At 44.7% G+C, this 22,994-nt stretch carries 20 protein-coding genes; 10 read left to right on the top strand and 10 right to left on the bottom strand.

The features are described from left to right. Nucleotides 1–9: 9 nt before the first annotated feature. The 4 genes from AC3WJC_RS06825 to scpB form a co-directional block, all read right to left on the bottom strand. A complete protein-coding gene (locus AC3WJC_RS06825) occupies nucleotides 10–1,749 on the bottom strand; it encodes a glycoside hydrolase family 9 protein (RefSeq protein ID WP_492398324.1) in 1,740 nt (579 codons plus the stop codon). Next, the gene (locus AC3WJC_RS06830) at nucleotides 1,739–2,536 is read right to left on the bottom strand and encodes a ThuA domain-containing protein (RefSeq protein WP_492398325.1); all 798 of its coding nucleotides are present in this window, start codon (nucleotides 2,534–2,536) and stop codon (nucleotides 1,739–1,741) included. Before AC3WJC_RS06830 ends, AC3WJC_RS06825 begins: the two co-directional genes overlap by 11 nt. 85 nt (nucleotides 2,537–2,621) lie before the next feature. Continuing rightward, the gene (locus tag AC3WJC_RS06835) at nucleotides 2,622–2,831 is read right to left on the bottom strand and encodes a hypothetical protein (protein ID WP_492398326.1); all 210 of its coding nucleotides are present in this window, start codon (nucleotides 2,829–2,831) and stop codon (nucleotides 2,622–2,624) included. A 121-nt stretch (nucleotides 2,832–2,952) separates the two neighbouring features. Continuing rightward, the gene (gene scpB, locus AC3WJC_RS06840) at nucleotides 2,953–3,513 is read right to left on the bottom strand and encodes an SMC-Scp complex subunit ScpB (protein WP_492398327.1); all 561 of its coding nucleotides are present in this window, start codon (nucleotides 3,511–3,513) and stop codon (nucleotides 2,953–2,955) included. Between the two features lie 124 nt (nucleotides 3,514–3,637). Between scpB and AC3WJC_RS06845 the strand changes: the two genes are divergently transcribed. Beyond that, nucleotides 3,638–4,339, top strand: coding sequence for a ferritin-like domain-containing protein (locus AC3WJC_RS06845; protein WP_492398328.1), 702 nt, complete (start codon nucleotides 3,638–3,640; stop codon nucleotides 4,337–4,339). An 11-nt stretch (nucleotides 4,340–4,350) separates the two neighbouring features. Further along, a complete protein-coding gene (locus AC3WJC_RS06850) occupies nucleotides 4,351–5,208 on the top strand; it encodes a ferritin-like domain-containing protein (RefSeq protein WP_492398329.1) in 858 nt (285 codons plus the stop codon). Between the two features lie 69 nt (nucleotides 5,209–5,277). Here AC3WJC_RS06850 and mqnC read toward each other — a convergent pair whose 3' ends face one another. Further along, nucleotides 5,278–6,402 (bottom strand): cyclic dehypoxanthinyl futalosine synthase, encoded by a 1,125-nt coding sequence (mqnC, locus tag AC3WJC_RS06855; protein ID WP_492398330.1) that lies wholly within the window; start codon nucleotides 6,400–6,402, stop codon nucleotides 5,278–5,280. 104 nt (nucleotides 6,403–6,506) lie between these two features. On the opposite strand from mqnC, the gene AC3WJC_RS06860 reads away from it, so the two are divergent. Next, entirely contained in the window at nucleotides 6,507–7,256 is a 750-nt protein-coding gene (locus AC3WJC_RS06860; RefSeq protein WP_492398331.1) for a hypothetical protein, read from the top strand. On the opposite strand, the gene AC3WJC_RS06865 is transcribed toward AC3WJC_RS06860, so the two are convergent. Beyond that, complete coding sequence (locus tag AC3WJC_RS06865; RefSeq protein WP_492398332.1) at nucleotides 7,187–8,686, bottom strand: ATP-binding cassette domain-containing protein; 1,500 nt, start codon at nucleotides 8,684–8,686, stop codon at nucleotides 7,187–7,189. The two genes, AC3WJC_RS06860 and AC3WJC_RS06865, sit on opposite strands and share 70 nt — an antisense overlap. Before the next feature lie 111 nt (nucleotides 8,687–8,797). On the opposite strand from AC3WJC_RS06865, the gene AC3WJC_RS06870 reads away from it, so the two are divergent. Beyond that, nucleotides 8,798–8,959 carry a hypothetical protein gene (locus AC3WJC_RS06870; protein WP_492398333.1) on the top strand — a complete coding sequence of 54 codons (162 nt, stop codon included), beginning with the start codon at nucleotides 8,798–8,800 and terminating at the stop codon, nucleotides 8,957–8,959. Between the two features lie 24 nt (nucleotides 8,960–8,983). After that, complete coding sequence (locus AC3WJC_RS06875; RefSeq protein ID WP_492398334.1) at nucleotides 8,984–9,445, top strand: PA2169 family four-helix-bundle protein; 462 nt, start codon at nucleotides 8,984–8,986, stop codon at nucleotides 9,443–9,445. 78 nt (nucleotides 9,446–9,523) lie between these two features. On the opposite strand, the gene AC3WJC_RS06880 is transcribed toward AC3WJC_RS06875, so the two are convergent. After that, nucleotides 9,524–11,071, bottom strand: a complete 1,548-nt coding sequence (locus AC3WJC_RS06880; protein WP_492398335.1) for a vanadium-dependent haloperoxidase — start codon at nucleotides 11,069–11,071, stop codon at nucleotides 9,524–9,526. 19 nt (nucleotides 11,072–11,090) lie between these two features. Further along, the gene (locus AC3WJC_RS06885) at nucleotides 11,091–12,011 is read right to left on the bottom strand and encodes a hypothetical protein (RefSeq protein ID WP_492398336.1); all 921 of its coding nucleotides are present in this window, start codon (nucleotides 12,009–12,011) and stop codon (nucleotides 11,091–11,093) included. 310 nt (nucleotides 12,012–12,321) lie between these two features. Between AC3WJC_RS06885 and AC3WJC_RS06890 the strand changes: the two genes are divergently transcribed. The 4 genes from AC3WJC_RS06890 to AC3WJC_RS06905 all read left to right on the top strand — a co-directional run bounded on the left by AC3WJC_RS06890 (nucleotide 12,322) and on the right by AC3WJC_RS06905 (nucleotide 17,490). Then, on the top strand, nucleotides 12,322–13,551 hold the full coding sequence (locus AC3WJC_RS06890; RefSeq protein ID WP_492398337.1) for an AGE family epimerase/isomerase: 1,230 nt from the start codon (nucleotides 12,322–12,324) through the stop codon (nucleotides 13,549–13,551). 110 nt (nucleotides 13,552–13,661) lie between these two features. Continuing rightward, complete coding sequence (locus AC3WJC_RS06895; RefSeq protein ID WP_492398338.1) at nucleotides 13,662–15,650, top strand: retaining alpha-galactosidase; 1,989 nt, start codon at nucleotides 13,662–13,664, stop codon at nucleotides 15,648–15,650. 11 nt (nucleotides 15,651–15,661) lie between these two features. Next, nucleotides 15,662–16,750: an SGNH/GDSL hydrolase family protein gene (locus AC3WJC_RS06900; RefSeq protein WP_492398339.1), complete on the top strand. Its 1,089-nt coding sequence runs from the start codon at nucleotides 15,662–15,664 to the stop codon at nucleotides 16,748–16,750. Beyond that, entirely contained in the window at nucleotides 16,747–17,490 is a 744-nt protein-coding gene (locus AC3WJC_RS06905) for an SGNH/GDSL hydrolase family protein (protein ID WP_492398340.1), read from the top strand. Before AC3WJC_RS06900 ends, AC3WJC_RS06905 begins: the two co-directional genes overlap by 4 nt. Nucleotides 17,491–17,561: 71 nt before the next feature. On the opposite strand, the gene AC3WJC_RS06910 is transcribed toward AC3WJC_RS06905, so the two are convergent. Beyond that, on the bottom strand, nucleotides 17,562–20,048 hold the full coding sequence (locus AC3WJC_RS06910) for a glycoside hydrolase family 9 protein (protein WP_492398341.1): 2,487 nt from the start codon (nucleotides 20,046–20,048) through the stop codon (nucleotides 17,562–17,564). Between the two features lie 153 nt (nucleotides 20,049–20,201). On the opposite strand from AC3WJC_RS06910, the gene AC3WJC_RS06915 reads away from it, so the two are divergent. Beyond that, nucleotides 20,202–21,803: an AGE family epimerase/isomerase gene (locus AC3WJC_RS06915; RefSeq protein ID WP_492398342.1), complete on the top strand. Its 1,602-nt coding sequence runs from the start codon at nucleotides 20,202–20,204 to the stop codon at nucleotides 21,801–21,803. A 53-nt stretch (nucleotides 21,804–21,856) separates the two neighbouring features. On the opposite strand, the gene AC3WJC_RS06920 is transcribed toward AC3WJC_RS06915, so the two are convergent. Then, complete coding sequence (locus AC3WJC_RS06920) at nucleotides 21,857–22,855, bottom strand: glycosyl hydrolase (RefSeq protein WP_492398343.1); 999 nt, start codon at nucleotides 22,853–22,855, stop codon at nucleotides 21,857–21,859. Between the last annotated feature and the right edge of the window lie 139 nt (nucleotides 22,856–22,994).

Consider the following 22,994-nt stretch of genomic DNA (forward strand, 5'->3'; position numbering starts at 1 on the left):
TAATAATACTTATTGTACGGATAGGGCGGTAACCGCCTGCATAAACCATGCGGCATGCGGAATCCATTGCTCGGTCCAGCGCCACTCATTACCTTCGGCCTCTCTTTTAAAATCAATCCCGCTGCCATCGGCATGGCCATCCTTACCGGTAATACCGTTTGAAATACCACCTCTTTCAGAGCCGTGGCCGAAGCTCGACTGCATGTAAGGTACATTATTTTTGCCAAATTTATACATAAAGCATGTTTGGTAAGGGTTGCACCCCAATATCCAGTTTATCTGTTGAGTGGCAAATGTTTTAAGTTCGTTTTGTATGTGATGGTTATCACTAAAAGCTATTTTGCCGCCTACCAGTGCCGCGGTAGCTAATGATGCTAACCGGGCGTTTTCGCCTTGCCACCACCAGCCGGTTTCATTATCATGCGGAATAAAAAAACTGTTTTTGATAACACCATGAACCTTTATGGTTTGGCGCGCATAGCCAAACGGATTAGCACCGTTATTAGTTACCCTTAGCAGGTATAACAAATGCTTTTTTACCGTAGCTGTTGCCGAGGCTTTTAAGGTTTTATCAGTTTCGGTAGTTATATACCGGCATAAAGCCACAACCGGCAACCCAGCATCAGATGCATGCCAGTAGGGGCGTGTGCCATTATCAGCAACAAAATAGCCCGTTGTGGTTAGGCGTTTGTTTAAGTTTTTGGCACGTTTACGAGCTTCTGTTTGATAGCGCGCTTGGTGCGTTGTTAACCAAAGTTCGGTGGCCGCCATCAGGGCGCAATAATCATCAATGATGTTTTCGTTGCCATCATCGCAATACTTTTCATTGTTAATCAAGAGGTGGGCAAAGGCTTTTTTAGCTGCCGCCAGATATTGTGCCTGGGTATATTCGCCATGCTTTTTCCAACGTGCTGCACGGGCCAGCGCTGCTATGCCCATTCCCCCGCCTTCACGAAAAGCGCATTGGTATTGGTTGGTAGTAACGCTGTTGGCTAATAAGCCAACCACTCTCCGTTCGTTCGGGTCTTTTTTGAAGTAACTGAACAAGGTCATGTAAAAATAACCTTCTGTAGATAGCGATCGAAAAATATAATCAGCCCCGTATAAAGCTTCGTTCTCCAGCGAATCCTTAATGTTCATTTGATCCAGCATGTCGGGCAGGGTTTCGCACGTATTCAGCATTGACCAGGTAACCAATGGTATTTGCTGGGGCGACATAAAGTTGGCATATGCCAGGTGCGAAAAGTATTTGCTTACATCGCCCGATGCATCGCACCAGCCACCGCGAAGGTCAACCCGTTTATCGCTGCCAAAAAGTTGCACGTGCGCATCAGCTCCTAATTCCTTCGGTGTATTAGCCCTTTGCTTATGATAATAATTGAGCATGGCAGGTAGGGTAAGGGTAGCCAGTTGGTTGTTGCCTATGGTAAAAACGTCGGATGTATCTCCATCAAAAATAAGCCGGTAAGTGCCTGCTTGTTTTAGTGCGCTAAAATCAGCCTGATAAATGTATTTACCCGGCATCCAATCCTCAACGCGTTGCATGTTGCCGGGCTTGCCGCTATATACGTTTTGATTTAAGGCGTTGATGATAGTAAAGTTTGGGTAAACCTTAATAGGCTTACTAACCGTAATAACAGCCTGCTTAGGTCCCTCGCTATTAAAGGCAACCTGGTTAATGTAAATATTAGTTTGTGCGTAGCTGGATTTACCCAACAGCAGCAATATCAGTATAACCTTAATTTTCATTAGCAGGGTTTTTGGATGCAGCCCATAGAATGGCATTTTTAAACAGGGTGGTATATGCCGCGTTATCGAACAGGGTTGGCGAATGACCCATAAAAATGTAAATATTCCGGGCCTTAAATTTAGGGTTTGTCCATATCACGGGATGATCGCCCATTGTGATAGATGATGCTGGCTTGTATGACTTCTCATCAACACTGGCCAATACGTTTACCTCAGCACGCGGACTTTTATCATACGTGTACCATTCGTCGTCTTTAATTTCAAAATGTGATGGCACACCTTTAAACACCGGGTGCTTGCTTTGCTCAATGTTAACCGTAGCATCAGCAAAGGTGGCTATATAGTTCTTGAATTTTATATGTCCCATAAAACTGTAATACCAATCCCACATTTTAAAGCCGTCAAAATCACCCATTAAACTGGCATGATGAAAGCCTATCCATCCGCCCCGGCCTTCGGTAATATATTTAATAACGGCCTGTTCAGCGGTTTTGCCCCAGCCATAAGGCGGAAAATCAAGCTGAATAATGAGGTTATGTTTATTTAATAATGAGTCGGTGATCTGGTTGGCGTGGTTAATATAGTTGATAGTAAAACCACTATCAGCAGCCAGTTTATCAAGCCATACTTTTGCCGCCGCCGAATAAGCTACGTGGTGGCCGCCATTTTCATAGATGGCTAAAATATTAACATGTTTCTTATTTGTTTGTGCCCGGCCGGGTGCCGCGTAAAGCAACAACAATACAAATAGAGTATATCGTTTAAAGTTGGTTAATAGCTTGGTCATTACAAGCTAATATACAGCAATCGCATCTATCGCGTTAGCCGAAAATAAAAAAGCATTCAGTTCAATCCGAATACTTTATGAGTTATTAATATTTATAATCGTCGTCGTCGTCATCATAGCTGTTGCCTAACGAGTCGTAATCAAGTTCGTCCAGCGGGGCTTCAAACTCGTCATCATCATCGTCATCAACAAACCTTTTTTGCGGCTTGGAGGTATCAGCCAGGCCATTTGGTTTTTTCTCGCCGGCATTTTTAGAAGCAGGCTTTTTGTTCACTGTTTTCTTTGGCGTTCCCATTATACTAACTGTTAGTAATAATTACTTCAAATAATTTATAAGCTTTGGCTATTTAATCAGGGTTAAATGCGTTCAGTAAAAATAACTAAAATCCGTTTTTTATGTATAAAAACGCAAAAATTTATTCCGTTGCTTCACCTATGGTTGAGCTGTCGGTTGTAAGTTCTTTTATCTGAGGTAATTCATTGGGCGAGTTGATGCCAAAATAATCCATAAATAACGGGCTGGTGCCGTACAATATGGGCCGGCCTACGGCCTCTGCTTTGCCAACAATGGCTATCAACTCTTTCTCCAGTAGTTTTTGTATCGAGTAGTCGCAGTTTACGCCGCGTATCTGTTCAATATCAGTTTTGGTAACAGGCTGTTTGTAGGCTATAATGGCAAGAGTTTCCATAGCGGCCTGGCTGAGTTTTTTTTTAGCCCGTTGTGCCTGCAACAGGCTTACAACCGCGTGGAATTGCTTTTTAGTGAGAAACTGATAGCCGTTATTGATTTTAATCAATTCTATAGCGAAATCATCCTGTTGGTATTTGATGCGGATGTTGTTAAGGTGATCTAATACCTGTTTATCATCAAAATCCTGCTCAAAGGCACTCTGAAGGCAATACATGATCTCCTCAAGCCTCAGGCTTTGCTCGGAAGAAAATATCAATGCTTCGATATGTAATTCAACGTTTTTCATGCTATTTAGCTGTGTTTATGTCGGTTATTCCTTACGGTTGTAGGTATGTTGTGCCTGATATAAAACCGTAACCGATAAAAACAGGTATGTACAATTATAAACCAAAATTTTATATATCAGTATTATGAAAACAGAAACACAAAACCTAAATAATGCAAATATGGCAAGGCGGGCCTTTTTGCGTTATGCCGGGGCGAGTACTGCTGTTGCCGGTATTGTGGCAATGCAGGCCTGCTCTAAAGACAACAGCGCTTACGAGGAAGTTGGAGGCGAAAACGGAAGCGGCACCACTGACGTAGGATCGGGCGATCCGGGTATATTAAACTATGCTTATGCCCTTGAGCAGTTAGAAGCAGCGTTTTATATACAGGTAGTAAGCTCATTCTCTGCTGAGTTTACATCGGAAGAAAGATTGTTGCTTACCGACATTCGAGACCATGAGGTTGCTCACCGTGAGTTTTTTAAAGCAGCATTAGGTTCAGGCGCTATTAAAGGCCTTACTCCTGATTTTAGCAAGATTGATTTTAGCAGCCGTACAAGTGTATTGAGCACTGCAAAAGCATTTGAAGATTTGGGTGTAGCCGCTTATGATGGTGTTGCATCAAAAATTCAAAATGTTGATTACTTGGTTATTGCCGGTAAAATTGTTTCGGTAGAAGCAAGGCACGCGGCGGTGATCAGCAACCTGATATCACCTGGAAGTTTTGTTAACAGCGATCAGGTTGATGCTGACGGACTTAATATTCACCTTGGCCCAAATAAGGTTGTAGCTACAGCTAATACCTTTCTTAAAACCAAGATCAGTGCAAAAAACTTTAACTTTTAACCCCAGCTACCATGAACTTATTTAATGTAATTGAAAATATAGAGAAGATCGATCCTGAACTGGGCGATCGTATCAACCCGCGCCGCAGCGCTATCAGAAATATGGCAAGCTTCGGTTCAAAAGTGGCTGTTGCCGCTTTGCCATTCGCATTTGGCACGCTGCTTAAAAAAGCATACGGCCAATCATTGCCAACATCAATTGTTGAAGTATTGAACTATGCCTTAACACTCGAGTATCTTGAGGCTGAATTTTATAACAAAGGCAGGGCTGCTACAGGCCTGATACCTTCATCAGATAAATCAGCCTATTTTGATAAAATATCACGTGATGAGAACAACCACGTAGCGTTTTTACAAAAAGTGCTTGGTTCAGCAGCAACGCCGAAAAGTGCCTTTACTTTTGACTTAACTGCTAACGGTACTTTTGATGATGTATTGAGAAACTATGATACCTTCCTGAAAGTGTCTGTAGCGTTTGAAGATACCGGTGTAAGAGCATACAAAGGCCAGGTTGGCGCTGTAAAAAGCAACGCCGATATTTTAACCGCTGCGGTATCTATCCACGCGGTTGAGGCGCGCCATGCCGCTGTAGTACGTTATGTGCTTAACAAAAAACTAAATCTCGGCCTAAAACCATGGATAGTGAGCACCACTACAGGTAATGACACAGGCATCGCTGTGGTTAACGGTAACTACGAGGGTGAGGATAATGTAATTCAAGGGCCTGCTTCTGCACCTGTTGATATAACTAAACTACCTGCTGTAGGCACAAGCGCAAGCAAAGCCTCAGCTACCGCCGCGTTTGATGAGCCTTTATCAAAAGACGACGTTTTAAAATTACTGGTAGGTTCGTTTATTAAAGTTAACTAATAACACAAACCATATATAACAAAACAGGCCCTGCAATATTGCAGGGCCTGTTTTGTTATATAAAATATCTTAGTAGTTTATCACCTGTTCTTCTATCTGTGCAGGTATCTCGCGCCATTCATAACGTTGGTTACGCAGTTGCGGCTCAAAGCCGGCCTCAATAATTGATTCCTGAATACCTTTAGCCGTAAAGCGATGCGGGGCTCCCGCTGCGGATACTACGTTCTCTTCTATCATGATCGAACCAAAATCATTAGCGCCGCCATGCAGGCATAATTGTGCTACCTGTTTGCCTACGGTTAACCAGGATGCCTGTATGTTTTTAACATTGGGCAGCATAATGCGGCTGAGGGCTATCATGCGGATATATTCATCGCCGCTTACGTTATTAGTAATACCGCGAACTTTGCGCAATAGGGTTCCGTCGTCCTGAAACGGCCATGGAATAAAGGCTGTAAAACCATAGTGGCCTTCAGGTTTTTCTGATTGTACTTCCCTGATCCATACCAGGTGTTCAAAGCGTTCCTCAATAGTTTCCACGTGGCCAAACATCATAGTGGCTGATGTGGGCAGGTTAAGCTTGTGAGCCGCACGCATTACATCCAGCCACTCCTTACCGCCGCATTTACCTTTTGATATCAGGCGGCGAACACGGTCATTCAAAATCTCGGCACCTGCTCCGGGTAATGAGTCAAGTCCGGCTTCCTTCATCGCTTTAAGCACATCGTAATGGCTCATGCCTTCAAGCTTTGATACGTGGGCAATCTCCGGCGGGCCAAGCGAATGCAGTTTCAAGTTAGGATATAACTCCTTTAACTGGCGGAAAAGCGTAGTGTAAAATTCCAGACCGAGGTCAGGGTGGTGACCTCCCTGCAACAGCAACTGGTCTCCGCCGTACCTGAAGGTTTCCTCTATCTTGCGTTTGTATGTTTCAATATCGGTTATATAACTATCCTCGTGCCCCGGGCGACGGAAAAAGTTACAGAATTTACAGTTGGCAATACAAACGTTAGTGGTGTTTACATTACGATCAATCTGCCAGGTTACCTTACCATGCGGCACCTGGATTTTCCGGAGCTGATTAGCTACATGCATCAACTCAGCGGTAGGGGCGTTGTGATATAGGTAAACGCCTTCCTCCATACTCAAAAAATCAAACTTCAGGGCGCGCAGTAACAGATCGGCTGTATTCATATATACAAAAATACATGTATTATAGGCCAAATAAAACTACCGATCAATAATTGACACAAAATGTACAGATTGATGCTTATATTTATTTATTAAACATAAGATTTATGAGCCGTAAACCTAAATCTGTAAAATTCTATCATCCGGGAATAATCAGTCTTGTTTTATTACCGCTTGTTGTAGTTATTTATATTTATCATGATGTATTTGCGAGTAAATATTTCATGACAGAGATTGTTTGGCGTACGCGAAGTATAGAAAACACCTCGACTATGTTTGGAAGTGATTTTTATCAAAATTATAAAGATACCAGTTACAGGCATTACAGAACTATCTGGATTAACGAACCTTCCGATAAGACCACCATTGCTTTAAGTAATGCTTCTACGCTCATTAAGCATCTAATTGCAAAAAAAGATACCACCAACGGCTTGCGCATCAAATTTGGTAGTAAAGCAAACTATGAGGATCTCGTTGACGTAATCAATTTTTGTATAATTAATGAGGAGCCAAATTTTCGTTATTATTGCATAGATGATGAGATTATGGCATACTACAAATTACCTGAACCGGTTAGAAGTGGTGAGCAGAATATGTCGTTCATCTGCGGTTTAAGCGGCGATTCAGAACTCGTTAGAATACATGACAGTTCGGTTGCCGAGGGATTGAAGCATATCAGTCAAAACCTTACTAATTCAGGGTTTAATAAAATTTCGACATTATTAGCCGCTGTGGCATGGTTTATTCTGTTTTGTGTTATAGCATTTAAACCCGTTGTAAATTTTGTTCAGTTTGCCACCTCACCCTTCTCCAAACGTAAAACCTTATCCACACTATCGGGTATTTCGTGCTGGTAATGGGTAACGTATATCAGCGTAACGGATGTGTTGTGGCATATCTGCTCAACTATACGTTTAAAGTGTTCCTGCTGGTGGGTATCAAGTCCCTGGCAGGGTTCATCGAAAATCAACAGCGGCGGGTTTTTCACCAGCGCGCGTGCCAGCAGGCAAAGCCGCTGTGCCGATGCGGGTATGTTTTTAAGTAAGGTACGGGCGTATTTGTCTATCTCCAAAACTTTCATCCACTGCAATGCCTTTTGCTGATAGGCCGCGTTTGACGGGCGGAATAGCCCCAGCGTATCATAAAAGCCGGATTCGATCACCTGCAAGCAACTGTTATCAGCCGGAAAGTATTGGTAAAACTCCGGAGATACATAGCCAATGCGTTTCTTAATATCCCAAATGCTTTCGCCGCTGCCGCGTTTTTTGTCAAACAATACAATATCATTGGCATAGGCTTGCGGGTTATCCCCGTTAATTAAGCTCAATAAGGTTGATTTTCCCGCACCATTCGGGCCTAACAATGCCCAGTGTTCGCCCGGTTTAATTTGCCAGTTTACATTTTTAAGTACCTGGTTTTCGCCATAACGTATGTTTACTTCGTGCATATTCACAATGTACTCATAGGGCGAAGCCTCAGACTGATGCGTAAGTGCGGCAATGGCATCGCCATCAATTTTACTTTGCAAATTAAAATTGTATTTGGATGCATCAAACGCCTCGCGTGTGCTGGTTTCAATAATAGCACCATCTTTCAGTACAGCAACATGTGTTACAGATGCCGGTATTTCCGTAGGAGCTGCCGTCATGATCACCGTAGTACCGCCATCGGCTATTTTATTGATGATCGCATTAAATTCCTGCCGGGTGTTTACATCAAGTCCTGTAAGTGGATTGTCAAGCAACAGTAGCGCCGGGTTTTTTATCAATGCTGATGCAATACGCAGCCGTTTGGTTTCGCCGTTGGAGAGCATGATCAGCTTTTTGTGCAGCAATGGCTGCAGGTTGAGCAAAGCGATCACCTCCTCAAGGTTCCATAGTTCGCGGCCTTTTAATGGCTTAATGCTTTGAATGTATTCGGTCACGGTAGGCGAGTCGTCAGAGTCTGACGAGTTGAAACGCTGCTGGTAATAAAAATCAGTAGTGTTCGAGAGGTTTTTAAAGCTATGCTTTGATTCAAGCAGCGTGATCAGTTGATGGAAAGTGATCTGGTTTTCCGGGTGCTGCTTTTTGTATTCCTCCCAAAAACCATAGGTAATACTACCATTAGTAATGTTGAGTTTACCGGCAATGGTTTGCAGCAGGGCACTTTTGCCCGAGCCGCTTTCGCCAACCAAAGCCCAGTGCTGCCCCTGTTGGACACTGAGCGACAGCCGCTCAAACAGTAATTTGTTATAACCACGTACGGTTATATTATCAAGCCTCAAAAATGTATCTGATCCATCCATCGGCGGCTAAAATAAACATATCGGCCAATAAAATAGATCAATTTAAAACATACACGGTATAGGTTATGTTAATACTTCAATAACATATCACTATATAAAACACACACTACTATGAGAAAATTTAGCATACTGGCCTTTATGATGGCCATCATGAGTTTAAGCAGTTGCCAGGTTATCGGCGATATATTTAAGGCCGGTGTTTATGTTGGTATCATAGTTGTGATACTGGTTGTGGCTATTATTATCTGGATCATCAGGAAGATAAGCGGATAAAATTTAGCTGTTAATAACATTACCATGGAAAATACAACAGCAACCGTTGAGATTTTGAACGACCTCGTTCAGATCAATAACGACCGTATCAGCGGCTTTGAACGAGCTCTGAATGATTTAAAGGAAAGCGATGCTAACATACGTTATCTGTTTACCAATTGCATTGGCGAAAGCCATCAGTTTAAAATGGAACTGGCAACCGAGGTGCAAGCATTAAGCAGCCCCAAAGATGTACAAAATAATACATCAGTATCAGGCACGTTACACCGTACGTGGCTTGATCTGAAAGCAAAGTTTACAGGTAACAGCACCAAAAGCATTCTGGATGAATGTGAATTTGGCGAGGATGCGATACTGAAGGCTTATCAATCAGCGCTCGAAGAGGAATTTATTCCGGCCTATATCCGCGAGATGCTTACTAAACAGCAGGCTATTCTGCAAAAAGCGCATAATGAAGTGAAAGCGTTTCGCGATCAAACCACATAATAATAAACCCTTTATAAAAAATAAACCACCGGTAGTATTGCCGGTGGTTTATTTTTTATAATTATACTGTATCTGTTTTTAGTTGGCCCCGTCAACTTTTGCCCTTTCAACGGCGTAATTACCCACTTTTTGACCGGTGATTAAACCTTCCGAACAATCAGACCGGTAGTGAATACCACCATACATGCGAGACATGGATGCTTCGTTGGCCATATCTTCAAATTCCTTCGCTTTTGATGGTAACAGGTAAGCCAAAATGGTTGCAGCCGCCCCGCTAAAGGTAGAGTGCCCTGATATATAAGCCGGGAAATTAGGTACACCTGTGAGAGTTTTTATGCGCCCGTCAAGCTGGCAGGGGCGGGCGTTAAAGTAATAGTATTTAGTATTCCAGCACACAATAGCGGCATCCATTAAGGATGCGTTTAGCAATGCATAGTTACGTGCCCAGCGTACTTCACTATATTGGTTCTTAACAAATTCTGTTGTGGCAATAGCATTCCAGTGCCCGGCCGGGGTATAGGTGCCTACCCCATCGGCCCAATAGTTTACAATGCGCATCCGCTCGCGGCTGGCGTTTTTAGTAAAGTCCAATACTTCAGCTACTTCTTTTTTCATGATCTCTGAATTGGTTGCAGGCGGCGCAGGCGGACGGATAGAGGCTACATCCGTGGCAGCGAACATCATCGGTTTTACGTTACCGAATACCGGTAACATAGGCGGCCTTTTAGGTATCTCAAGCGAGTACCATGGGGTTTCGCCTTTGGCGATACAATCATCTTCCAGTTTTTTCCAAACGGTAGCGTTACCAACGGCGGCACCCATGCCATCCGTTTTAGCACGGGCTACCACTTTGCGGGCTACCCAACGGCCTAACGAGTCGCCTGCGATAACATCACTTGCTACGTTTACACCGGCAAGCATACGATATTGTTTCTCCTCCTCGGCTTTTTGTTTAATGTACTCAATATCAGCCGGGAAAAGTAGTTTCATGATCTCGAATGATGCACCAGCAACCACGGCATCTTCAGATGGATAAGATGGCAAATCGCTTTTAGGCACTGAAATCGTAATTCCAGCATCAGTTTTATAAGCAGCCTGGCGGTTGTATTTGTATTTAAAATGCCATGCAGCCACCAGCGCGTCATACTGCGCGGCGCTAACATAAGCGTAGGCACGGGCGGCATAAGGCGGGTTTGAGAATGGAAATTGCGGGTACGAGAACGGGTTAGCCGCGCTTGGGATAGGGTAGGTGCCATCCGGGTTTTGGTAGGGTGGAAGGTTATGCTTGGCTACCAGCTCGCGCATAATTTCATTCCAGCGCAGCACGCTGCCTACTTTCCAGTAGTTTATGATCTCGCGCTGCTCCGAAGTAAGGTTTGCCGACAAGGCCTTTAAATCGCTTACTTCTTTTTTATAATTGGCAGAAGTTGTTGCTTCCGGTTCGGGCAGGTTAAATTCTTCAGCCGATGTTATTACTAACGGCTTCCAGTTACCGGCCGTAGCATCAACCTTAGCGGGTTGCAGCGCCGGGAAGTCCTCATTATATTCCTTAATATCCTTATTACAGGCGGTAAAGGTGGCGGCTATTAATATGGCAAAAGCCGGTTGGGTAAAAAGTTTCTTCATAAAATCAGGTAATAATTAATTACAGTTTAGCCGTGTTTAAAGTATAAAGCACACCAGCCATAAAACCGGTGGCTTGGCCTACGTTACGTCCTTCAAGTGTTTTCCAGGCGGCAGCATGTAAGCCCAGCGCGCGTAGTTTAGGCAGGTAATATTTACCCTCAAAACCTACGTTGGTGCTGTTCATGGTATTGCTTACAAACGGCATATCATTTCGGCGGATATCAAAACCACCGTAAGTGCGCATGTGGTCAACATAAGCCTCGGCTATAATAAAAGGTGTACGGTACCCGGTTCTGAACTGGTATACACCGGCGTTGGGCATTTGCACCTGGTTTGAGTTGATCTGGCGGGTGGTATAGTAAGCGGTACGGTCAATTTGCACATTGCTGCGGTACAAATATGAGCCCGATGCAGTTGCGAAAAATTTGCTTAACTGGTAATCAACAATTAAACGGCCGGTGGTAATATTGCTGCCCATACCGATAGATACCGGCATCAAATCCACATTATAGTTATGGCTCGGCGCACTGTAACCACCCACGGCAAATACCGATAGTTTTTGGCTGCCGAATGTTTTGTGTACTGGCCTGTATTTAACGTAAAAACTCAGATCCTGAAAGCCGTTCAGGCTGCTTAGGGTACCTGCCGAAGTTTTGGTTGATACATAAGGTAATGATACCATGATGTTCAGGTCATTGCTCAGGCCATAGTTAAGCATCGCCATAATGGATGATGATGAAAATGTACCGATGTTGGCATTGTCGCGTTTCATGCTGCCTTCCCAGTACCTGTCCCACGAATTGTAGGCGTACCCGGCGGCAATGCATAAATTCTTTTTGCCCATCATTAAGGCATCCGTTTCGGTTTGGGCTCGTGCGGTTGATGTCATTAAGGCCGCACCCGCAAGGGTAATTGCAAGAGGTTTAATCAGGTTTCGCATAAAGCTTAATTAGGGTTAGCTTTTATTAATTGCGTGTAAATTAAGTAATAATTTTATTACACAACAATACTTATTAAAATATTAACAAAGTTTTTAAAATGCTATAACTGGCTTATTATAATTGGTATAACAGTGTACTAAAATAATCACCATTTGCTTCACAAGCAATTTTTGATGCTTTTATATAAATGTTTGGTAAAAAAGTATTAATGCATTTTACCTGCTGCCTGTAGTTTTGATCATTGCTTGTTCTGTCATTATTTGCGGTGCTGCATTATTTTATCACTTACACAGTTTAACCATTTACCTTTTGAAAAACACCGGTCAACTACTGCAATATGGCAATGAAGTTAAACAGGAACTAACGCATATTCTTGACTTTTGGAGTAAATACGCGGTTGATCTGCAAAACGGTGGCTTTATAGGCCGGTTAAACCACCTTAATCAAGCCAGGGTTGACGCGCCTAAAGGCTCGGTAATGAATGCCCGTATTTTATGGGCTTACGCGGCGGCATATAATTTTGAGGCAAACGATAGTTACCTTGAACAGGCAGAGCGGGCTTATCAATACATAACAACCGTATTTGTTGATGCGCAATATGGCGGCATATACTGGACGGCGGATCACCTTGGTAACCCCCTTGATACCAAAAAACAGGTTTATGCCAACGCCTTTGTTATTTATGCCCTGGCCGAATATTATAAAGCCGTTAATAACGATGAAGTAAAACAGCAAGCCATAAATCTGTATAATTTACTGGTAGATAAAAGCTATGATACCCAATACACCGGTTATTTTGAAGCCTACACCCGCGAGTGGCAGCCTATTGACGATTTGCGCCTGAGCGTGAAGGATGCCAACGAAAAAAAATCAATGAATACGCACCTGCATGTGCTCGAGGCGTATGCCAACCTGTATACCGTTTGGCCTGATGATGGTTTAAAGCAGCAGATCATCGGCTTGCTAAAAAATTTTAACGACCATATTATTGATTCGGAAACCTTTCATCTGCAATTGTTTTTTGATGAGGAATGGAACAGGCGCTCACACATTGTCTCTTATGGGCACGATATTGAGGCAGCCTGGTTATTGCTTGAAGCCGCTGAAATTATTGGTGAAGAAGTATTGAAAACCAAATTTCAGGATTATGCCGTTAAGATGGCTGATGCCGCTCTCGAAGGAATTGACACCGCCGACGGTGGTTTGTGGTACGAGTATGATCCGGCACATGGCGGCTTGGTGCGCGAAAAACATTGGTGGGTACAGGCAGAAGCTATGGTAGGTTATTTGAACGCCTGGCAGCTTACCGGCGAATGGAAGTACGCGGCCATATCCATCAAACTTTGGCAATTTGTACAACAGCATATTGTTGACAGTAAAAATGGCGAGTGGGTGTGGGGCGTATATGCCGATGGCAGCCTGATGGCCCACGAGGATAAGGTAGGCATCTGGAAATGCCCGTACCACAACAGCCGTACCTGTATGGAGATACACCGGCGGATAGCAAAATTTGAGCATGTATTATCCATGAACTCTTAAAAGGCTAAGTTATGCGTGTTGTTGGCTAAAATAGGTAAAGGGCACAAGTATGTGATAGCGTACCTTGCCTGAATTTTAATATGTATAAACCAATATTTATAAATCTTATAATGAAGAATACCTTTAAATTTAGCCTTGTGGCGCTTGCTATGTTCAGCACTCAGCAACTCATCGCGCAGCAAAAAAGCTATACGGTTATCTCTCCCGACAAAAAAATTAAGGTTACCTTAAGTGCCGGTAAGCAACTCAGTTGGTCATTAAATTATAACGGCACCGAGATTATTCAGCCCTCTGTTGCTGCCCTTAAACTTGAAGGTGGTGAAATACTGGGTAATGATGTAAAGGTCAGCTCAAATAAAACGCAAACCGTAAACGCGAAGTTTGAGGCCTATAACTATAAAAAGAAATTCATAACCGAAAATTACCAGCAGCTAACGCTCAATTGCAAGGGCGGTTATAGTTTTATAGTCCGGGCCTATAATGATGGTGTGGCGTATCGCTTTGTGCTCAATAAAACCCAACCCGTAAAGGTGATGGCCGAGGATGCCAATTTTAAGTTCGCTGATGATTACAAGGTATTTATTCCCTATGCACATGACCCGCGCCTGAAAGGCGACTATTACCAAACCTCATTTGAGGCGTTATATAACGAGGTGCCCCTTTCAAAGGTAGGCGCTGATTCGCTTGCTTTTTTACCCATGCTGGTTGATCTGGGTAATGGTGCCAAGGCTGCCGTTTTGGAAGCAGGATTGGAGGATTATCCCGGTATGTACGTAGTTAAAAACAAGAATGAACAACATGCCCTAAAAGCCGATTTTGCCAAATATCCTGCTAAAGAAGAGCTCCGGAGGCTGAATACCCTGGTTACCGAAAGAGCCGACTACATAGCAACCGTTAAAGGGAAAGCCGGTTTACCCTGGCGGGCGGTTATTGTAGCGCCGGACGATAAAACGTTGCTGAATAACGATATGGTGCAAAAGCTGGCAGGCCCGTCGCGTATAAAGGACGTTGCCTGGATAAAACCCGGTAAAGTAGCCTGGGACTGGTGGAACGACTGGAACATATCGCACGTTGATTTTAAAGCGGGCATTAACACCGCTACGTATAAATACTATGTTGATTTTGCATCAGAGAACAAGCTGGAGTATGTAATATTGGATGAGGGCTGGAGTAACTCGGTTGACATGACCAAGCTTAACCCGGCTGTTGATTTACAGGAGATCATTACCTACGCCAAGCAAAAAAACGTAGGCATTATACTTTGGGCTACCTGGCATGGTGTAATGGCCAATATGGATGGCGTATTTAAACAATACGCGGATATGGGTGCCAAAGGTTTTAAGATAGATTTTTTTGACCGCGATGACCAAAAGGTAACCTCATCCGTTTACAAGATTGCCGAAACAGCCGCTAAATATCATTTGCTGGTTGATCTGCATGGTATGTACAAACCTGATGGCATACAGCGCATCTATCCCAATGTACTGAACTTTGAAGGCGTAAAGGGGCTTGAGAACTCGAAGTGGGCACTTAATGATGATGTGCCCCGCTATGATGTTTCTATACCCTTTATCAGGATGCTGGCCGGGCCGATGGATTATACGCCGGGTGCTATGCGAAATGCCAACAAGGCATCATACCGCCCGATCAACTCAAATCCGATGAGCCAGGGTACACGCAGCCACCAACTAGCTATGTATGTAATATTTGAGGCACCGATACAAATGCTGGCCGATAATCCGTCTGCTTACCGCAGGGAGCAGGAGTCGACCACCTTTATAAGCAAAGTACCAACCGTTTTTGATGAAACTGTGCCGCTATTGGGCAAGGTAGGCGAGCATGTAGCCATTGCCCGCCGTAATGGCGATACCTGGTACGTAGGAGCCATGACCAACTGGGCCGCGCGCTACCTGGACATCGACCTGTCATTCCTGCCCAAAGGGAATTATGAAGCCGAAGTATTTAAAGACGGCGTTAATGCCGACCGTGATGCTACCGACTATACGCGTGAAGTGATTAAGGTATCATCATCAGATAAAATAAAAGTACACCTGAGCAACGGCGGCGGCTGGGCAGCCAGAATATACCCGGCAAAATAAAGACATCAGTTATGCGGATTTTAGGTTTTTTAATAGGAGCACTATGGTTAACCGGCTTATGGGCATGGAAGTCGCCCGCGGATAATCTGCCCGAATACAAACCGGCTGATAAGCGCTTTCAGTACGTAGGCCGTATTGATTTTACCAATCCGCAGTTACCGCGCTTTTGGGCGGCGGGTGTTTATATCAAGACTGCCTTTAAAGGTACCTCGTGCGAGCTGTTGATTAATGATGAGATGATGTGGGGTAAAGATCATAATTACATCTCGGTAGCCATTGATAACCTGCCTGTACAACGCATAAAACTCACCCAAAAAACCAATATCATCAAGGTTGCAAATAATCTTGCAGACGCACGGCACGAGATCACCATCTGCAAAAGTACCGAATCGGGCATTGGGTACCTGGAGTTTGTTGGGTTACGGTGCAAACAGTTGCTTACGCCGGCACCATTGCCGGTACGTAAAATTGAATTTATAGGCAACTCCATAACCTGCGGTACGGGTAGCGATGAAAGCGCTTTCCCTTGCAATACCGGTCAATGGTACGATCAGCATAATGCTTACATGGCTTACGGGCCTATAGCGGCACGGGCTTTAAATGCGCAGTGGCACCTAACAGCGGTAGCAGGCATTGGTTTAACCCGTAGTTGCTGCCAGATGGAAGTTACCATGCCCGATGTACTTGACAAGGTTAACCTGCGCGCCAATGCTATCCGGTGGGATTTTAAAAAATACCGGCCCGATGTGGTAACCGTATGCCTCGGGCAAAATGATGGCCCTGTTGATTCAGTAAAATTTTGCCCGCCTTATGTATCGTTTATTAAAAGATTGCGGGCTTATTATCCATCAGCAACCATCATTTGCCTAACCAGCCCGATGGCCGACAGCAGCCTGGTGCAAGTTCAAAAAAATTACTTGCGTGGTATTGTTAACGAAGTAAATAATGCAGGAGATAAAAACGTGTATAAATACTACTTTAGCAAACGCTATCATAAGGGTTGCGGCGATCATCCTGACCTGAATGAACACCGCCTGATAGCCGATGAACTGATTGCATTTATTGAAAAAACAAAAAACTGGAGAAGAAACACACCATGAAGAAGACCTTTATTTTACCGGCGCTATTTTCGGCGCTGCTATTTACCTCAGCTTACGGCCAAACTGCCGATACGGCACGCATGGCTAAAGAGTTAAAACAACTAAATTATTTGAGAGAAGATTGGGCAAACCTCAAGCGCTTTGAAAAAGAAAATGCCGCGGTGCAGCCACCGGCAAAGGGGGAGGATCGTGTGGTATTTATGGGCAACTCCATCACCCAGGGCTGGAGTGATAAAGACCCGGAGTTTTTTAAGGGCAAACCTTACATTAACCGTGGCATTGGCGGCCAAACCACCCCGCAAATGTTGCTGCGTTTCCGTCCGGATGTAATTAACCTGAAACCAAAAGTAGTGGTGATACTGGCCGGCACCAATGATATTGCAGGCAATACCGGGCCAACATCCGAAGAAACAATTGTAGGCAATATACAATCCATGGCCTTACTGGCACAGCACTATGGTATTAAGGTGGTGCTTTCATCCATATTACCGGTTTATGATTATCCATGGAGACGCGGATTAAACCCGGTGCCTAAAATAGCCTCAATTAACAAAAGCCTTAAAGAGTTCGCGGCGGCCAACAAAATGGTTTACCTCGATTATTTTACACCGATGGCTGATGAGCAGCAAGGTCTTAAAAAGGAGTTGACCTATGATGGCGTACATCCTAACGAAGCAGGCTATAAAGTAATGGAGCCACTCGCGGAGGCAGCCATTAAAGCGGCTTTAAAAAAGAAATAATCCTTTATAGCAGATAAAAGAAAAGCGGCTTGTAGTGATACAGGCCGCTTTTTTATTAAGGTTTTGGGAATCTATTTTTTATTCAACACATGATCTGCCGCCAGGGCCAGGAACAGGTAGTCGGTTGTGCCGCCACCCAATACATACTCGCCTTGCTGCCACAGGTAAGGCCATTTCAGCAACTCCGGAAAATCCGGGCGGATCAGGGCTGTGCCTGATGCGCTGCCGCCTGGTATGTACGACCAATCCGCACGGTTAAAGCCATAGGCCGTGGTCATGGATTGTGAACCCACGCCTGATACAAATGATGATGTATTTGAACCCGGATGGCATCCCAATACAAAATTCAAGGCATCCAGCATATAATCAGTCGGGATAATATCAGGAAATGAAGTATGCAAAAAATACTGCCTGAAACCAAAGCCCTGTATACCCCAGCCTGCACCCCAGATATCCGGTTCGTAAGGTACGCCGTATGGTGTTTTCTTGCCGTCGGCCACAATGGTGCTGTACATGGTTTTTACAGCGGCGTTTACGGCTTGTTTATATGGTGTATTATTAACCAGCTTTAATGTACGGCCTATGTACCAGCCTGTTCTGGTTATGTTTTTGGTAATGTCGTCTGTTTTGCTCACCAGGTAATCGGCATATTCCTTATCACCGGTTGTTATCAATAATTCGGCAGCCAGTTGTATGCGCGGCAATATGTTGTTTGATGCTGTATTCTTCCAAACTTCCTTGGCTATTTGCAGGGATTGCGTGGCCAGGGTATCATTGTAACCCTTCATAACGCGACTGGCAGCGGCCAGGTCGGCAGCGGCTTCCAGCTCACGCGGCGGGTTTTGCTCGGTAAATACCCAGCGGTCATCAGCCCAGGTTTTAATACCCGTAGCGTTTACCGGTGGCTGTTTGCTGTTGTAAGGGATGTTATCCGTAAGGTTGGCGGCATCGCCCAATAATACATATTGTTGTAAGGTTGGCTCAATTATACCACGGTAAAAGCGCCCCAATGTTCTGTATCCATTAGTAACTGATAATAAACCATGCTCAATTTGCTGCAGCAGGTCGGGCTTGCTATCGGGTTCGTGTATCTCGGTTACTAAGGTTGTTTGATTGATGGCAGTATTGTCATGCTTTTCGCCAAACTCCTCATAAGCCAGGGTCAAGCCATAAACAGTCTCCGCTTGCGATTCTACCCTAAGGTCAAAGTCGCCCGCGTCATGCCAGGCACCACGGTTAAGCATGGGTACGTTATCACCGGGTTTGTATTTGGTAAGTGTTGAACCGCCCTGGATATAACCATCAAAGTGGTTTGAGTCGATAGGGGCCATGCGGGCATCATCCAGGTGGCACCAGCCATGCCAAACACGGTATTTCTCGTTTACGCGCATGTGGCACATTTGCGCGGGTAAAAAATAATCAAGCGTAGGCTGCCAAACGTTTTCTTTAAACACGCCCGCGTTAATAGCGAACGGACGGCTTTGATAATTGCCATACTTTACCATATACATACCCGGTTTGGTCACCTTGGTAAAATCAAATTGCAGGTAATGGTACCGCAAAAAATCGCCCCATTCTTTAGGTGCCGATGTTAAAACAGGTTCCAGTCCGCCTTTTTCGCCTATGCGCAGCAACGAGGCTTGTTTACGGGTTTTATCCTTCTGATCTAATTCAATAACGGCAATTTTTGATTGTGCCGGATGATAGCCCACCTGTGATATCTGGATCACCGGTTCTGACTGCCACTCGCTAACCGCGTTAGGCGTTACCAGCCACTCAATAGCGTTTTTTGATGCGCCCTTAGCTACCAGAGAACGTACCACAAACCAACCGTTATTATGCTTGCCACGGCCATCCAGCAGCTCAAGGTTACCGCCCGACAGGTTTTGGATCGTCATGCGCTGGGCATCAAGCTCGGGTACTATAGTTAGTGATTTACCGCTGGCCATCGGTTTTGTTTGCAGCTCACCGGCGGCATCTTTATACATCTGTCCGTTTGGCTGCTGCGGGAAAATGCCGAACTGCTGATCCATATAGTACGAACGGCCAAACAGTATGCCCGGAAAAAGCTCGAAGTTGAACCCGACCTTGCCTATCCATTCATCGGGCAGGGGCTTATCCAGATCAACAATAATGCGGAATGAGCGGCCTTCGGGCTTTACCCGTATGTTGTAAGCAAAATTCAGGTCGGGGTAGATGATCGGGTTAAAGCCCTTGCGGTTCATGTCCGGGTTGGGGTACTCCATGCGTACGCTAACCTCGTTCTTTTGGCGGTCAACCACACGTTTGCCTACCTTAGGTATAGGCGACCATTGTCCCGGCGTAGGTTCAAGGCGCAGATCGCCGTTGGTAGCGGTGCGCTGCCCATTCTGTATAACGCCAACACCGCCCTGGTGGCCTTCCGGATAAAAGTCATGCGCAAGCATCACGTTTACGCCCTCCAGTTCAAGGTAATCTTTACTGTTGACAACCATCGCCTTTTTTTGCTGGCCGTAAACCGTACAGGCGGTTGCTACAACAATAAAAAGCGAAAGGGTTTTTTTGTATAAAATTTGCATAGATATGTTAAGTTATATAGTTGGTAAGCTAAAAGTAACATGGTGCCCAACAGCCATGTAATGTATTTTTACCAAATGTTTGTAATATATTGGCAAAATACGGCATATAGCCCTAATCAAGTTACTTTTAATGGTAAAACCACTTATTTAACCATGTATAAACTTATTCCTGATTGCCTTAAACTGATGCTTACAGGCAGCCTGATAATGCCCCAGTTATTGTTTGCGCAAACCGATAAGCCAACCATCGCCAAGCAGATGGAACGCTCCGCGAGGGTGGAACTGCTTGACAAATGGTACCCGCGCTCAGTTGATACCGCTTATGGCGGATTTTTGAGTGCTTTTACTTATGATTTTAAAGTAGCCCCCGATCAGCATAAAATGATTGTTACGCAGGCAAGGCACGTATGGTCAAACGCGAAGGCGGCATTGTTTTATCCAAACGTACCGTACTTTAAAGCCGATGCCAAACAGGGCTTTTTGTTTTTGAGGGATAAGATGTGGGACAAGCAGAACGGTGGTTTTTATACCTATACCGACAGGCAGGGCAACGTTGCCGAAAATTCATTCGCGCCAAAGGAATCGTATGGTAACTCCTTTGCCATATACGGGCTTGCCGCTTATTACCAGGCCTCCGGCGATACAGCCGCGCTAAACCTGGCCAAGCAAACCTTTTGGTGGTTAGAGAAACATGCGCATGATCCAATACATAAAGGTTATTACCAGCACATGGAGTTGGATGGCACCGTGATTAAGCGTACCGCTGATTTTCCGTCCACATCTGATAAAGGTTATAAAGATCAGAATACCTCTATCCACCTGCTCGAAGCTTTTACCGAACTCTATACCGTTTGGCCGGACAGCCTATTGCGCGAAAGGCTGAACGAGATGCTGCTGTTGGTGCGCGATAAGATCACTACGCCTAAAGGTTACCTCACCCTGTTTTTTCAACCGGACTGGACACCTGTTTCAACCCGCGATTCATCAACCACCAGTGTTTTAAAGCACCGTTACCTCGATCATGTATCCTTTGGGCACGATGTGGAAACCGCTTACCTGATGCTGGAAGCCTCGCACGTGCTGGGTTTAGGGCATGATGAGGCTACCCTGAAGGTAGCTAAACGCATGGTTGACCATTCCCTGAAAAATGGCTGGGATAAAAAAGTAGGTGGTTTTTATGATGAGGGCTATTGTTTTAAAGATCAGCCCGGCATCAGTATTATAAAGGATGGTAAAAACTGGTGGGCGCAAGCCGAGGGGCTTAATTCGCTGCTGTTGATGTCAACACTTTACCCAAAGGACGAGTTGAAGTATTACGATAAATTTACACAGCTCTGGATGTATGTTCAAACCTATCTTATCGATCATCAGCATGGCGATTGGTACCCCGGTGGTATTGATAAAGAGCCTGAAATGAAAAAGGCGCTGAAAGGGCAGATATGGAAAGGTACTTACCACAATTTCCGCGCGCTCATGAACTGTATCAACCAGCTAAAGCCTGACAACACGCCGCCGACCGTACCGCAAAAGTTATCGCTTAAAAAGCTAACCACCGGGGCAAAGCTGCAATGGGCGGCAGCTAAAGATAACCGGCAGTTTATGGGCTATAATATTTACAGCAACGGCAAACGCATAGGCTACACGCCGCTCACCTGGTTTATGCTAAACACGGGTGATGCAAAAACATCCTATACCATCCGCGCTGTTGATTTGCAAGGCAATTTATCGAAGCCAAGCCATACGGTTTCAAACTAAACCAAAATGCCGGGTACATAGCCCGGCATTTTGGTTTAATACGATGCTACGATCTACTTATAACTGATCTCATCAAGCGTTAAAGCTTGCGGGCGGGCATAGTTGCCTTTTACAAGGTCTTTGGTGTTGTGTGTCCACAACCAATCGCCCCAAACCATAAACCATACCCATTCAGGTTGTGCTTTAAGTATTTCAGGTTTAGGTAATTCTCCAACTTCAGTTAAAGCGATAGGTTTGCCTTTGGCTAACTGTAAAAGCTCGTTATAATCTTTCTGCTCGTAATCGGCATTATAAATATCGGTCCCCAATATATCTACATACTTAGCACCAGGGTAATAATATTTATAGGAGTAGGCCTGGTCTTCCGGTAGGTCGCGCGGGCCGTTGGCTCCCCATACCCATATCAGGTTGTTTAGCTTGTGGTGGTTGGTGTAGCGGTCGTACATCATCTTCCATAACTTGCTGATGCCGTCAGGTCCTTTTTTATCGCCCCACCAAAACCATACGCCATTCATCTCATGGTATGGCCGCCATAATACGGGTACTTTGGCGTCCTGTAGCTTTTTCAGCCACACCGCTATCTGGTCAACCTGAGCCAGCCAGCGTTTGTTTAATTCGGTATTAGGTGTGGTTAGCTCTTTCCATTGGGCAGGGGTAAGCTTGGCTTGTATACTTTCTTTCCAGGCGTAGGGCGGGTTGTCAATCGGACGGCCCTGGTGCCACATCAGGCAGATCAGGTAGCCTTGTTTGTAACGTTCAATGGCCTGGTCAACTATGGTTTGGCCAACGTCATTGGTGCCGCTCCAAATAAAATCAGCACCCCAAAGGCCGGGTTGTTTGCCGGTTAGCGCCTTAATGCTGTCCAGATGCTTATCAGGCGTGATGGGGTAGTTGTGCTGGCCGGTTATAATACTTTTGCCTTTAATACTATAAATGTAGCTGAGCAGTTTGCGTGCCTCGGGGGTGGTGTTAGGGTTTACCGGTGCAAATTGTTGCTGGGCAAAGCCGTTTAGCCCTGCCACAAGGGTAAGTAGGGTAAGCTTTATTCTCATAATAGGTTTTTATACAAAACTAACAGCAGGCCTAACCGGGGGTTAATGTTTATTTATCCTTATAAGATATTTTTTGAGCCATTTTTAAACGTCTCTTAAACATTATACCTGTTTTGCTGTAATAATGATACCTGTTGCA

Source organism: Mucilaginibacter sp. FW306-07-L (assembly GCF_058782065.1).

Bases quoted from the DNA above. Each gene is read 5' to 3' on its own strand.
- AC3WJC_RS06825 (WP_492398324.1), bottom strand. From the start codon at position 1,749: ATGAAAATTAAGGTTATACTGATATTGCTGCTGTTGGGTAAATCCAGC.
- AC3WJC_RS06830 (WP_492398325.1), bottom strand. From the start codon at position 2,536: ATGACCAAGCTATTAACCAACTTTAAACGATATACTCTATTTGTATTG.
- AC3WJC_RS06835 (WP_492398326.1), bottom strand. From the start codon at position 2,831: ATGGGAACGCCAAAGAAAACAGTGAACAAAAAGCCTGCTTCTAAAAAT.
- scpB (WP_492398327.1), bottom strand. From the start codon at position 3,513: ATGAAAAACGTTGAATTACATATCGAAGCATTGATATTTTCTTCCGAG.
- AC3WJC_RS06845 (WP_492398328.1), top strand. From the start codon at position 3,638: ATGAAAACAGAAACACAAAACCTAAATAATGCAAATATGGCAAGGCGG.
- AC3WJC_RS06850 (WP_492398329.1), top strand. From the start codon at position 4,351: ATGAACTTATTTAATGTAATTGAAAATATAGAGAAGATCGATCCTGAA.
- mqnC (WP_492398330.1), bottom strand. From the start codon at position 6,402: ATGAATACAGCCGATCTGTTACTGCGCGCCCTGAAGTTTGATTTTTTG.
- AC3WJC_RS06860 (WP_492398331.1), top strand. From the start codon at position 6,507: ATGAGCCGTAAACCTAAATCTGTAAAATTCTATCATCCGGGAATAATC.
- AC3WJC_RS06865 (WP_492398332.1), bottom strand. From the start codon at position 8,686: ATGGATGGATCAGATACATTTTTGAGGCTTGATAATATAACCGTACGT.
- AC3WJC_RS06870 (WP_492398333.1), top strand. From the start codon at position 8,798: ATGAGAAAATTTAGCATACTGGCCTTTATGATGGCCATCATGAGTTTA.
- AC3WJC_RS06875 (WP_492398334.1), top strand. From the start codon at position 8,984: ATGGAAAATACAACAGCAACCGTTGAGATTTTGAACGACCTCGTTCAG.
- AC3WJC_RS06880 (WP_492398335.1), bottom strand. From the start codon at position 11,071: ATGAAGAAACTTTTTACCCAACCGGCTTTTGCCATATTAATAGCCGCC.
- AC3WJC_RS06885 (WP_492398336.1), bottom strand. From the start codon at position 12,011: ATGCGAAACCTGATTAAACCTCTTGCAATTACCCTTGCGGGTGCGGCC.
- AC3WJC_RS06895 (WP_492398338.1), top strand. From the start codon at position 13,662: ATGAAGAATACCTTTAAATTTAGCCTTGTGGCGCTTGCTATGTTCAGC.
- AC3WJC_RS06900 (WP_492398339.1), top strand. From the start codon at position 15,662: ATGCGGATTTTAGGTTTTTTAATAGGAGCACTATGGTTAACCGGCTTA.
- AC3WJC_RS06905 (WP_492398340.1), top strand. From the start codon at position 16,747: ATGAAGAAGACCTTTATTTTACCGGCGCTATTTTCGGCGCTGCTATTT.
- AC3WJC_RS06910 (WP_492398341.1), bottom strand. From the start codon at position 20,048: ATGCAAATTTTATACAAAAAAACCCTTTCGCTTTTTATTGTTGTAGCA.
- AC3WJC_RS06915 (WP_492398342.1), top strand. From the start codon at position 20,202: ATGTATAAACTTATTCCTGATTGCCTTAAACTGATGCTTACAGGCAGC.
- AC3WJC_RS06920 (WP_492398343.1), bottom strand. From the start codon at position 22,855: ATGAGAATAAAGCTTACCCTACTTACCCTTGTGGCAGGGCTAAACGGC.